This window comes from Chryseobacterium sp. PCH239, assembly GCF_018924625.1.
GTDB lineage: Bacteria > Bacteroidota > Bacteroidia > Flavobacteriales > Weeksellaceae > Chryseobacterium > Chryseobacterium cucumeris.
The window spans coordinates 2,209,065-2,221,253 of record NZ_CP073027.1 but is presented as its reverse complement, the minus strand read 5'-3'; the positions used below and the strand labels follow the sequence as shown (position 1 = coordinate 2,221,253).

Here is a 12,189-nt window from a genome sequence, read left to right as displayed (position 1 = left end):
TATACCAATTAGTAAATTAAACACTAAATAATTGAATATGAGCTTAACAGTAATAGATATAGACAGTGATTATCAAAGCTTAATTGATAATAAAGATTTTACTGCCGTTAATTTTCCTATTGAAAATGCAGTTAAAATTTATGGTAATAATTATGATAAATTAAAAGATAAGGAAAAACTAAAAGATGAAATTGAAAATATAATAGGCTTTAAAGATGATCATTTAAATTCATGCGAAGCAATAGAAAATTTTCTAGTATTTACTTATTATTTATTAAAAAAAAATGAAAAACTGGTTGTGTTTACAGCAGGATTATCATATGACTCTATTGACTATTATATTAAAATAATGGAAATTATTCTGTCTAGATTGGATAATCGTACATTATATATTGTTAAAAACTTTATTGATATTAATGAATCTCAATTAACAGATCTCTATATACACATTAATAAAATCGAAAAAGAGGTGATACTTGATTTCATGAAAAACTGGTTAATCGGATTTAAACCTAAAGATGAATTTTTTAGATATCCTCAATATTTGGGAAAAATAGAGTTTGAAACTGATGATTATTTTGAAATGTTTTCATTTATTTTATCAGAGCCCAAGAGGGAATATGATTTCTATTTTGTAAATAAAAAAAATTCTCATTATCCTAAAGGAATGATTCTTATTAACAATGATTCTATGTATTTAGGAATTGGAGTAAATTCAATAAATGAAAAATATTTAAGTGATAAGCTATCTGAAGCGTATCAGCAAGCTCCCATTATTTGTAATGGCACTTTACCTTATTAATAGATATCCCCGCTCCCGCACGAATCCTTTCGTGTGGCAGGTAAGAATAAAAGCCACTGCAAAAACAGTGGCTTTTAATTTCTATTCTAGAGAAACCGTTATATTTACTAGTATAGAAATCATCTGGGAAATAAAAGGATAAGTTTTGCAAAAAACAATGAAGGAGCTCTTGAAGTGATATACACCAACAACTACTATCTGTTTGGTTTAAACCATATTGAAGGGATGCTAAATACTTCTAATTTTGGAAGGTATTATAGTTATAAATACAATGGTAAAGAGCTTCAGGAAAGCGGAATGTATGATTATGGAGCAAGAATGTATATACCGGACCTTGGAAGATGGGGAGTAATCGATCCGCTGGCAGAAACATCCAGAAGATGGAGTACTTATACCTATGCTTATAATAATCCTGTGATGTTTATTGATCCGGATGGAAGACAGAATGTGTCCGCCTCACAGAGGGAGCATGATTCTGCCTTATTCTGGAATTTTGATCAGAATACGACATTATATGGAAGCAGCTGGTTTGGCAGTTCTTATGAAAGTGCAGGATTTGGTGGTAATTTAAAAACAATGTGGGGTGGAGATCATGTTGGTTCAGGAAATGGTTATACTTTTAGAGGAGATGTAGCATCTGCGATGTTAGAGTATTTTAAAAAAGGAGGAACTCTTTCAGGACTTTCTATATCTTGGTGGACACTTGGAAAGCCAGGAAATGCTAGTACTTCACAAGAAATGGTAGCACACATAATGAAACTTACAGGGAGTATTCAAAAAAATCTTACTAATATTGCGAACGATAAAGATTTTAGTTCTGGGCATTTAATTACAAGCGAGTCTGTAGCTACTTTTGCAGATTATTCTTTAAATAAAGCATTAAGACCAGATTATTCTGTAAATTATACAGTTTTAGATGATGCTGCAAAGCCATATAGGGTAACTACGATAGCGGGAATTAAAATGAGACCTACTACAGCAGCAACAATAAGTAAAGTTGCCAAATACGGTGGTTATGCATTAGCAGGAGTTGCTGTTGTAGCTACAGAACTCCAATATGCTGACGGTCAAATAGGTGATACTGAAAGAATTGTTACTCACATAATGACAGGAGTTGGATTAATTCCTACGCCTTGGACTATGGGAGCTGCTGTGGTATTTGGTATTATAACGGGAGGCTATCAATCTGCAACCGGTAGAAGTATTTTTAATGATTTTGGATTAGGGCCTCAAAAAAAGTAATTATGATAAAAATTATAGATTATCTTATTTTCCATCTTGATTGCCTATACAAGAGGATGGATAAATTCAAACATAAAGATAGAGGTGTTGAAAAATTTTGGTTAATAGTAGTTATATCTATTTTTATTAATTTAAATATATTAAGTATAGACAATATCTTTTTTGAAAACTATTTACATCTACATTGTAAATATATTTTTTCTTATTTATTCCTATTGTAATGTTGATTATTAATTTTTTATTCGTAAAACAAGAAAGATTTTTAGAATATGGGTTTAAGGAAAGCTATAGAGGATATTTATTATTGTTTGTATTATTTCTAATAATGATAGTTTTAATGGCAATGGTAAAACCAATAAAACATTAAATACTATTAGGTTATTTATATTAGTTGTTAAATAAAATTATGAATAACCCTGCCGGCGCGAGCGTCTCGCTAGTTCCCACAAATAAACAAAACCACTGCACAGCAGTGGTTTTTCGTTCTATTAAAAGTGTATTTTTTATAAACTCTCTTACTTATCAAGCAGCTTTTCCAGTCTGCTCATCATTTCATCCTTTTCCTTCAGCATACGCTCATACAAAGCTATTTTTTCTTCGTGAAGCTGAACAATTTTATCAATAGGATTGATATTTTGGACTTCAATTCTATTATTAAACATTGCATTATCTGAAAAAGTACAAGAAATTAGATTCACAGCTTGCTCCTCATCAAAATTCTGAAAAGCTTCTACGGGAATTTTCAGTACTTCGGATATTTTTTCCAGCAGCTGGTTTTCAATAGTTTCTTTTTGTTCAAGTAAAGAGATCTTTTTTTGGTTCCAGTCGTCGCCCAGATCAAGTGCCAATGCTTCCTGCTTTATTCCCAGCATTTCTCTGAAACGCTTTACATTTCTTCCCTGATGTATTTTGTGGTCCATTCTTTAATCAATTTGTGAAGACTCAAAGATAATACATTCTGTAAAGTAAAGGTTAAAAAATATCCGGTAAAATATTCCGGCCATATGTAGTAAAGTGTCGGGAACTGGTTTATAAACTGTCTCCAGCAGTTTCAGAAGTGTTTTCAGTCACTCCAGTAAATGTCTGCAGTCGCTTATTAATTTGCTATAATCATTTCGTAAACGGTCTCCAACCACTTAAGAAATGCCTTCAGATACTATTGTAAGTATCTCCGGATACTTTATCAAATAGGTATCAATACTTTACAACCGTCTCAACTGTTTTCATAAGTCCCTATAGCCTTTTATTCAAGTAGCTGGAGACCGTTATGGAACCCCCTTCAGCCCCTTCGGAACAGCCTGTAACCCCTTCCATAACAGTCTCCAGACCGTTCCATAAGAGCCTTTATCCACTTATCAAAGTGGCTGGAAACCTTTAATGAACACCCTTTAGCCCCTTATATAACTGGATCTCCCCCCTTACCCAAGGGGGAGAGGGGGTTGGTGAAGGGGGTAATCACTATATTTTCAATAAATGGATGTAAGGATTGGAAACAGGGCATACGGTAATATTTAAATTTCCTAACTTTGTAGTTCTCAATAACAATCAAAACAAAACGATGTCAATCACCAACGAAGATCAGATGCTCGGAATGCAAAAAGTAAGTGAAGCTGTTGCCTATACGCTGAAGAGGATGATGGATTACGCCGAACCCGGCATGACCACCAAAGATCTGGACGAATATGGAGCCAGAATACTGGAAAGTTTCGGAGCAAAATCAGCACCTTATCTTACGTATGGATTTCCAGGCTGGACGTGTATCAGTGTAGACAACGAGTTCTGCCATGGGATTCCCACAGATCAGAGGGTTTTAAAAGAAGGAGATCTGATCAACATTGATGTTTCCGCAGAACTGGATGGATATTGGGCAGACAACGGAGGTTCTTTTGTGATCGGAGAAGATATTCACGGACATCAAAAATTGGTGGAGGCCTCCAAAGATATTTTAAGAAAAGCTATCGACAATATCAAAGGCGGTGTGAAAATAGCAGACATAGGATTGTTAATGGAAACAGAAGCAAAGAAGAGAGGTCTTAAAGTTATTAAGAATCTTGCAGGCCATGGCGTAGGGAGAAGCTTACACGAACAGCCTGACGAATTGCTGAACTACAGAAACCGCTATGATTCCAGACGTTTCAAGAAAAACTCTGTGGTGGCTATTGAAACATTTATTTCCACCGATTCCAATATCGCTGTAGAATTAAAAGACGGCTGGACCATGGTAGGCAATAAAGGCGGTTATATGGCCCAGCACGAACATACCATCGTAATCACAGATGGAAAACCTATCATTTTAACCGAAATGAACGAAATCCTGAATTAAAAGAACCGCACCGGTGCGAAAATCATCATCATCATTTTTAAGACAAAAGAATGTTATTGCAATTCCCTGCTGAAAATCTTTGATCTTCTTGCACCTTACATATACATCAGCAGTAAAAACTTTGTGCCTTTGCGTTAAAAACAAACTAACAGCGTTACTATAATCACCAAGCTCCCTCCAATTAACTTGTTGATTGCAGCTCTGTTCCCTTATATTTAGTTGTAAGAATAGAAAGCTGTGCGTTACAATAAAAAAACGCTTCGTTATCTATACTCCGAAAAATCTGCAGTAATATTCCATTGATGAAAAAGCCAGACTTTATATTGTTGGGCATAAAATACTTTGTTATATTTATAGAATAAAATCACTTCACAAACTATCCGCTATGAAAAAAATTCTTTTAATCCTTTTGGGAATCGTTGTCATTCTGGCTGCTGTCATATTGATCAAAACCTACACCTATCCGTTTAAAAAAAATAATATCGGGGCAGGCGAGGGCTGGAAACCCATAAAAAATGATTCTGCAGTGATGAGACTTTCAGGAGGAATAAAAGTACCCACCGTTTCTACAGGAAGTTTGGGTGAATTTGATTATGCACCGTTTGAACAGTTCAAAACCTATTTAAAAACATCTTATCCGTTAGTCTATCAGAATACAGAAAATGTTGAGGTCAACCAATATGGACTGGTGTTCAGACTTAAAGGAAGCAATTCTTCGCTGGAGCCTATTTTATTCCTTTCCCATATGGACGTAGTTCCTCCCGGAGATGCTGATATAAAGAATAATGATCCAAACGTATTCCGTCCGGATGATAAACCTTTAGAACCCGTTTCAAAAGTCGCAGAAGATTGGGAATTTGCCCCTTTTTCAGGAGCTGTTGCCAACGGAAGAATCTACGGAAGAGGTGCCATAGATATGAAGGGAATGCTTTTTTCCTTGATGGAATCCTTGAATTCTATGATTAAAAACAAACAGATTCCACAGCGAGATATTTATCTGGCTTTCGGTTTTGATGAAGAAGTAGGCGGAAAGAAAGGAGCGATTCAGATTGCCGATTATTTTAAGAAAAAGGGATTGAAGTTCGATGCGGTCTATGACGAAGGGGGATTGATTATGAGAAAAGGAAATGTAGCCGGAATTGATACAGACGTTGCCGTAGTAGGATGTGCTGAAAAAGGTTTTCTTTCTGCAAAAATCAAAGTAAAAGGGCTGGGTGGACATTCTTCTATGCCTCCTATGGAAAGCGCAATTGGAAAAGCTGCTGTTATCATGCAGCGTCTGGAAGATCACCAGATGAAACCTGTTATTACCCCTTTAATCAAAGAATTTTTTACGAATATCGGAGGTGAAATGCCTTTTGCCACAAGAATGGCACTGGCGAATCAATGGCTTTTAAAACCGGTACTGATTTCCCAGCTTACCAAAAATAATACAACCAATGCTTTGGTTAGAACCACAACAGCTTTAACGATGATGAAAGGAAGTGATGGAACTAACGTCCTTTCTCCAGAAGTGGAATTTGTGGTTAATTTCAGATTACTTCCCGGAAATTCGGTGAAAGATGTAAGAGATCATATTGCTAAATCGACTGAAGGTTTTGATGTTGAGGTAGAAGAAATTGATAATACAAGAGAAGCTTCTGCTATTTCCCCAACCAATACAAGAGCTTTTAAAATGATAGAAGCCGGAGTGAAAGAAATTCATCCAGGAGCCATTGTTACCCCTTATCTTACTATGGCTGGAACCGATGCCGGTAAATATGAAATTGTAAGCAAAAACGTCTACAGGTTCATGCCGATTAAGATCAACAGTGCCGAGCAGCAGAGTATTCACAGTACCAATGAATATCTTAGTATTGAAAACTATCTGAAAATGATCCACTACTTTGAGTACATTATGAAGAATTATGATAAATAAGTGTCAATGGTGAATGGTCAATTCGCTGCGCTTGTGAATTTTATAAGCTCGTATATAATTAAATGTGGTGTTCGCAAAGTTTTTATGATGTTTACTTTTTTTTCGACCGCAGAGGCGTTTCACTCAGCAATGTACACACTAAGGTCTTTGGCTGAACGGAGTGCCTTTGCGAACTGATAAATTCTGTATATCAATAAACCTTGCGAACTTTAGCGTTAATTATGATTGACGATTGACTTTGCGAAGCAAAAATTGACCATTGACAAAAATCTTTTTACAAAAAATATATTGCGTCAAGTTTTTGATACACTTACATAGATTTTAACACAAAGTCCACTACGATATTTTATTATAAAAAACGATCTCGAAGGCGTTTCACTCAGCAATGTACACACTAAGGTCTTTGGCTGAACGGAGTGCCTTTGCGAACTGATGAATTCTGTTTATCAATAAACCTTGCGAACTTTAGCATTAATTATGATTGACGATTGACTTTGCGAAGCAAAAATTGACCATTGACAAAAATCTTTTTACAAAAAATATATTACGTCAAGTTTTGTCGCATTACACATATAGCTTTGTCATATCAAAATTACAGAGCTATGGAATTGCCATTTTACTTAAACTTTAACGACTTTGAAAGTAATTATTACGATAACCTTGAAAAATGGTTTGAAGAATATCATAATACCAGCGAAACAGATTATCTGAAAGCGCTTGCAGAGCTTTATCGCCCCTATGTGTATTATAACTTTGCAGATGACATGCTAAAGCCCGATGCTTCCATTGAAGTGAAAGACTGTTTTTTTCCCTATCATGAAAAAATAGGAATCTCTTTCTGTATTGATAGTGAAAACGGAATTTCCCCATCCAGCGGAATGAATCAGGTATTTGAATTTAAAAATATCTCCATGATGGAGTATGCCCAGCATATTCTGGATAAGATCAATAAGTTTTGTTCAAAAAATGCTCATGCTCTTGATGGAAGTAAAAATATTCAGGACTATATTAATAATTACAGTATTATTACTTCAATGGAAGGAGTAGGGTATTGTATCAGCTACAACCGTCATCAGAAAGCCATTCCATTTTTAAAAGCTTATCTTCCCTATTATGGACAGACCGTTAATATGGCGGTATACAGGGATTTTCTTTTTTCTGTTGTTCAGATTGCAGAGTTTATAGACCAGAAATTAAAAACTGTGCATGCTTTTAAACAGACTATTTATGCACGCTCAAGAGCGGAAGCCAAATTCGATGTGCAGTTGAGCCGTCAGTTTCTGACTTTGTGCAACTAAATTTTACACCAAACATTCATACTTAATTATATTGCGGAAAACTTATGTTTTCAACCAAAAATCCCGGTCAGTAATGATCGGGATTTTGTATTGCAATTGTATGAATACTTGCTAATGTGTATTACTTGTTTTTTTTATAAGGAATATTCCATACCAGGTCGGCTGCCAGATAATGAACGCCACCATGATGAATACTTCTGCTGTCTCTGATCAGATCGTCCATATATCCTATGTCTACAGTAAAAGGAGAGTTCGGAATTGTAAACATATAGTACGCCGCAATACGCATTTCACGATATCCAAACGAACTCCATTCAGAATCCTGCTCATTGAGATGGCTTATAGAAAACAGGGCTTCTGCACTCAAGGCCAGTTTCTGATTGTTTTTTGGAGATAAATTATAGGTGAGCTGATTCTTGATCCGTGTTCTCAACTGAAAATCCTCTTCGACTTGATAAAAGTCTGCATCAAAAAATTTCCTGAATTCCTGGCGTATGGTACTTTTAAGTTTCCATTTCCTGCCGAGATCAAAAGTATAGGCATATCTTCCGTAAATTCTGAATTCCTGTTCCGTACTTTCTTTATCATAAGGAGCTGTACTTTCATACTGTGGCTGACGTCGGTAACTTAATGCATAACTATATTGCTGGTGTGGCGCAAAGGAATGATAAACTTCATGATTTAAAACAATGATCGCCTGCTTCGAAAACAGATTATGATTATCCGGACTGCTTTTTCTCCCGATGGCTACGTAGCTCAAAGCCTGTTTTTTACCCAAAGAGTCGAGTTGTCGCTTCACTCCGAAGGCTCCCCAGGATGCATTGTTGGCATCTCCCAGTCCAGGTGGACTGATCTGCGCTTTGATCGATGTTCCTAAACATCCCAATAAAAATAATCCTGCAAAAAATTTCTTCATGCTCAATAGGGTGAATAATTGTTTTACTGTTAATTTTAAATAACTGCGAAACCATGAGACGGATAAGAATGCTGTTGATACGCAGAGAGAATACTTTATAATACCAAAATTAGAGGCTTTGTTCATAGAATGTTTATTCAAAATCTTTTAATACTGTTTAAAAACAAGACAAAGTAAAGGCCTGATTTAGGATAGATTTAGGAATAAAACTTTCTAAAGATTAAGTTTTTAGAACTGTATTGTAATTGTGGATAAAATGTGTATAACTTGTTAGTAATTTGAGGAAATCTCTCTCACATTGATCACATGATTGCGTAAATATTTGATATTGTAGTGTACAGGTGTAAAAATTAGTTGCCACAATATATAGATATTGTGGCAATTTGGTTTTATGGACTGGTTGACTTATCTGTTAGTTCTGTCTTACTCCGCACATAGCATCCCATGTGGTCCAGAAATGGGCATTAATAGCTCCAATAGGAGGATTTGTACTGTCTGCAACAATTCCTACCATTGAAGCACAGTTGGAGTTACAGCCTATTTCATTATGACTTCCGGCCTGAGGTGGAATCTGGCGCCAGGTACCGGTAGATCCGCTTAATAATTCTACTCTGATTTCAAAGATCCCGGAAAGATTGGGAGTCTGAATCTGTTTGGTAGGATTTTCACTTGAGATGAAGTCGCTCCAGTCTCCCTGTGAAAAAGTTACACGCCATGTAGAAATCATTTTAGAGGTATCATTTTGTGGGGAAAGATACACCCAGAATTGTGCTCCGTTTCCAAGTACTAACTGACCTGAGGAATTTGCATTTACACTTGTTGATGTCATATTGATTTGTTTTTTAGGTGATTAGATTGTATTTCAAAGTAACGAAGAACAAGGCACCTGCAGTAGAGTATAAATGACCAATTATTAGAGTGAGTATAAATACCTATGAGAAAAGGTACCAAAATTTTAGGCATAAAAAAACCTGTGCTAACGATTAGCACAGGTTTTGGTTTCTTGCAGAGAGGAAGGGATTCCATGATGCAAAATATCGTGACTGATTATCAATAAGTTACAATTTCAAAATACGTAAAAAATAGGTGTCATTTACTCATTTCTTACTCTTTTTACTCAAATGTTCGGAGTGCAAATATAGAAATTACTGGTTAAATCGGCATCATTATTGGCATCAATTTTCCTTTGTTTCTAGTGGCTGTTTGTCATCAGATTTATTTGGAAATAGATTCTTAATAACTGTCAGATAAAATATAAGAATAGATGCTGTTAATGTGCCACAGACAAAAATAAATTCAGCTTGTTACATTTTGAATGGAATAGTTATTATTTTCTTCCAAAACGGAATTCTAATGGCTTTTAGTCCATGTAGTAATATGAAAAAAGCTATAAATGCAGCCCAAATTACAGAAAAAATATATGCTTTTTTAGCATTTTCTTTCCGTAGTTTTCTTTCATTTTTTCTGTCCTTATATTTTGATTTATTTTCCCTTACTTGAGTTTTTTTCTTAAGTTTGAATTCGAAAAACTTTAGTCGAAACTCCTCGTGTTTAATGAAAACATCAATATCTGTCATCTCACCGCCGAATAGAGATATTTTTTCTTTCTTAGATTTAATATCATTTGGCGTGTTTGTTTCAGGTTCTGGACGGTAATTTTGAAAAAAGGTTGTTGCTTGATCAGGAGTTGGCTGGTTTGCTTGATTGCTCATGGATTAGTTCCTTATAATAATCTTTTATAACCCCATTATCAATAACTTTGTGCATTTGTCCTGGTTTGTAAACTAAACTCCACGGCGTACCATCTTTATGAGTTTTTGAAGACAACTCTAAGCCCGTAAACGTTTTATAAGTATTCCATATTAAGTTTATAAAATGCTTATCATAATCAGTTAATTTGTTCTCAGAATATAAGTCAACAATATCAATATCAACATCGTTATAGCCAAATCTTTTTGTAACATGATACAGTTCGGGAATAACTGGACCATATTTCCACGCTTGCACATTATTGCTGATAAGTGGCTCATCATTAAATCCCATATACCACCCATGCGCAATATAAGTTAACTTAAGAAGCTTCATTGGTTCAATACCAACGCCATCTTCTTTAGCTAACTTTAGAAATTGTTTTGCAACATCAAAGCAGTTATACATAACATTTATTTTTTTTTAAATATACAATTATTTACTCAAAAAGCAAAAAGTTTGCAAAAGTATGCATTTTAAAAGTAAAAACAAATATTTAGCACTCAATACTTTTCAACAAATGTCACACTAGATAACGACAAAACTCGTCGTATAATAAAAAAGGCCCCGTTTGGGGCTTTATTTTTTTTACAATTTTGTTTTTTATTTTTCGTTTTCGTAACTTTACTATGCTACAAGACATAAAGAACTATATTTGTAATACGAATTAACTATACGTTATATAATAAGAGCCTCGTGTGTTTTGTAGCAAAAATATATGTTTAGGGGCTCTTTTTTATTTCCTTTTCTCACCGGTGTTTTACTCATACATCATTAGGCGTTGCCGAAGCTATCCGATAGACAAAAGTAGGATCAGAAAAATTGAGGTTAAAGAGAAAAATTTAAAAATAAAATTAGTCATCCCAAAGTGCTCTCTCTAAAAATCCCGCAATGTCCAGGTTTGACAACGGGGAACTGCATAATTTAAGATAGAAAAGAGGGGGAACGAAATCCCAAAGCAAATTTGCTGAATACATAAGAAGTGGGCGCAGGACGGAAGTGTTGGGAGGCTAAAGCGCATGAAATCAGCCCTATTTGCGCAAGAATAACAGCAGAAAAAATAAATTTTTTCAGGTCTTTTTTGGCTTTTTTGAGGTATTTACCTCTATTTTGTCAATTTTTTAAAGGTTTGAGATTACTTAGATGCAGTTATAATAACCTGTCATATATATACATTAAATGTATATTATATAGTAACGATCATAGACTCAATATTGGGTTATCAAAGTCGTTAGTTTTTGCTACTAATTTACGCTCAAACACCTTGTTAGTCGGTGTTGTAATAGTGCTATCAACTTATATAAATTGACTTTGTTTTTACCAGTTGTTATTTTCTGTTTCGTCCGGTTTTGTTAATAGATTTGAAGAAATATCGAATAAAGTATTTTTGTATTCATCTAGAAACTCTCTTAATTTTATCCAATTTTTATCCATTGTTTTCTTAAACATCTTTTTGTCATTGTATGGATAGGAATCTGTATCTAGTATTGTTCCAAGACTTGTATTTCCATAGTGCTTAAAGTCTGTTAAATCAACTTTAGATTTTCCATCTTTAAATAAAAATGTCATATTAAAGTCAATATCTCCGGCAACATTACTAAAAGATTCGCCTTTATGATATGGCTTGGTGAATTTTATTTTAATTATCCCTTGTGATTTATCAGATAAAATTACATCTCTTTCATATTTGAAATTAGAACCAAATAAAGTTGAAAGTTTATTGCTAACCCTATTAAATAAAACATCCTTAGAAATAGTAGAATCTACCTTTATAACCTTTGAATAGCTTAGTTTTTCTTGACTAAATAAAAACAAGTTCACTAACGTAAATAGAATTGTAAATAAATTCTTCATGATTATTTTTTTCGCAAATATAAAAATTAAAAAATATTCACGTTTTACGGAAACCCGTAATGTATTATCAAGAAAATTTATAATATT

The 12,189-nt window shown here is 34.4% G+C and carries 11 protein-coding genes; 5 read left to right on the top strand and 6 right to left on the bottom strand.

All coding sequences use genetic code 11. The features are described 5' to 3' along the window. The first annotated feature begins 37 nt into the window (after positions 1–37). The gene (locus KBP46_RS10220; protein ID WP_216445307.1) at positions 38–802 is read left to right on the top strand and encodes a hypothetical protein; all 765 of its coding nucleotides are present in this window, start codon (positions 38–40) and stop codon (positions 800–802) included. A 225-nt stretch (positions 803–1,027) separates the two neighbouring features. Further along, the gene (locus KBP46_RS10215; RefSeq protein WP_253297256.1) at positions 1,028–2,044 is read left to right on the top strand and encodes an RHS repeat-associated core domain-containing protein; all 1,017 of its coding nucleotides are present in this window, start codon (positions 1,028–1,030) and stop codon (positions 2,042–2,044) included. Between the two features lie 515 nt (positions 2,045–2,559). Here KBP46_RS10215 and KBP46_RS10210 read toward each other — a convergent pair. After that, positions 2,560–2,964 (bottom strand): helix-turn-helix transcriptional regulator, encoded by a 405-nt coding sequence (locus KBP46_RS10210; protein ID WP_123278884.1) that lies wholly within the window; start codon positions 2,962–2,964, stop codon positions 2,560–2,562. Between the two features lie 638 nt (positions 2,965–3,602). On the opposite strand from KBP46_RS10210, the gene map reads away from it, so the two are divergent. The 3 genes from map (at position 3,603) to KBP46_RS10195 (ending at position 7,583) form a co-directional block, all read left to right on the top strand. Continuing rightward, on the top strand, positions 3,603–4,367 hold the full coding sequence (gene map / locus KBP46_RS10205) for a type I methionyl aminopeptidase (protein ID WP_216445306.1): 765 nt from the start codon (positions 3,603–3,605) through the stop codon (positions 4,365–4,367). Positions 4,368–4,752: 385 nt separating this feature from the next. Then, a complete protein-coding gene (locus tag KBP46_RS10200) occupies positions 4,753–6,285 on the top strand; it encodes a M20/M25/M40 family metallo-hydrolase (protein ID WP_216445305.1) in 1,533 nt (510 codons plus the stop codon). Between the two features lie 602 nt (positions 6,286–6,887). After that, positions 6,888–7,583 (top strand): hypothetical protein, encoded by a 696-nt coding sequence (locus tag KBP46_RS10195; protein WP_216445304.1) that lies wholly within the window; start codon positions 6,888–6,890, stop codon positions 7,581–7,583. Between the two features lie 121 nt (positions 7,584–7,704). On the opposite strand, the gene KBP46_RS10190 is transcribed toward KBP46_RS10195, so the two are convergent. The 5 genes from KBP46_RS10190 to KBP46_RS10170 all read right to left on the bottom strand — a co-directional run bounded on the left by KBP46_RS10190 (position 7,705) and on the right by KBP46_RS10170 (position 12,102). Continuing rightward, positions 7,705–8,499, bottom strand: coding sequence for a DUF2490 domain-containing protein (locus tag KBP46_RS10190; RefSeq protein WP_216445303.1), 795 nt, complete (start codon positions 8,497–8,499; stop codon positions 7,705–7,707). 412 nt (positions 8,500–8,911) lie between these two features. Next, positions 8,912–9,328, bottom strand: a complete 417-nt coding sequence (locus KBP46_RS10185) for a hypothetical protein (protein WP_047428034.1) — start codon at positions 9,326–9,328, stop codon at positions 8,912–8,914. A gap of 475 nt (positions 9,329–9,803) precedes the next feature. After that, positions 9,804–10,211 carry a hypothetical protein gene (locus KBP46_RS10180; protein ID WP_216445302.1) on the bottom strand — a complete coding sequence of 136 codons (408 nt, stop codon included), beginning with the start codon at positions 10,209–10,211 and terminating at the stop codon, positions 9,804–9,806. Beyond that, positions 10,180–10,656 carry a Panacea domain-containing protein gene (locus KBP46_RS10175; RefSeq protein WP_216445301.1) on the bottom strand — a complete coding sequence of 159 codons (477 nt, stop codon included), beginning with the start codon at positions 10,654–10,656 and terminating at the stop codon, positions 10,180–10,182. Before KBP46_RS10175 ends, KBP46_RS10180 begins: the two co-directional genes overlap by 32 nt. 909 nt (positions 10,657–11,565) lie before the next feature. After that, positions 11,566–12,102, bottom strand: coding sequence for a DUF4468 domain-containing protein (locus KBP46_RS10170; protein WP_216445300.1), 537 nt, complete (start codon positions 12,100–12,102; stop codon positions 11,566–11,568). Positions 12,103–12,189 lie beyond the last annotated feature (87 nt).

Excerpts from the sequence above, each read along its gene's own strand:
- KBP46_RS10200 (WP_216445305.1), top strand. The coding sequence starts at position 4,753 with ATGAAAAAAATTCTTTTAATCCTTTTGGGAATCGTTGTCATTCTGGCT.
- KBP46_RS10210 (WP_123278884.1), bottom strand. The coding sequence starts at position 2,964 with ATGGACCACAAAATACATCAGGGAAGAAATGTAAAGCGTTTCAGAGAA.
- KBP46_RS10185 (WP_047428034.1), bottom strand. The coding sequence starts at position 9,328 with ATGACATCAACAAGTGTAAATGCAAATTCCTCAGGTCAGTTAGTACTT.
- KBP46_RS10180 (WP_216445302.1), bottom strand. The coding sequence starts at position 10,211 with ATGAGCAATCAAGCAAACCAGCCAACTCCTGATCAAGCAACAACCTTT.
- map (WP_216445306.1), top strand. The coding sequence starts at position 3,603 with ATGTCAATCACCAACGAAGATCAGATGCTCGGAATGCAAAAAGTAAGT.
- KBP46_RS10190 (WP_216445303.1), bottom strand. The coding sequence starts at position 8,499 with ATGAAGAAATTTTTTGCAGGATTATTTTTATTGGGATGTTTAGGAACA.
- KBP46_RS10220 (WP_216445307.1), top strand. The coding sequence starts at position 38 with ATGAGCTTAACAGTAATAGATATAGACAGTGATTATCAAAGCTTAATT.
- KBP46_RS10195 (WP_216445304.1), top strand. The coding sequence starts at position 6,888 with ATGGAATTGCCATTTTACTTAAACTTTAACGACTTTGAAAGTAATTAT.
- KBP46_RS10175 (WP_216445301.1), bottom strand. The coding sequence starts at position 10,656 with ATGTATAACTGCTTTGATGTTGCAAAACAATTTCTAAAGTTAGCTAAA.
- KBP46_RS10215 (WP_253297256.1), top strand. The coding sequence starts at position 1,028 with ATGCTAAATACTTCTAATTTTGGAAGGTATTATAGTTATAAATACAAT.
- KBP46_RS10170 (WP_216445300.1), bottom strand. The coding sequence starts at position 12,102 with ATGAAGAATTTATTTACAATTCTATTTACGTTAGTGAACTTGTTTTTA.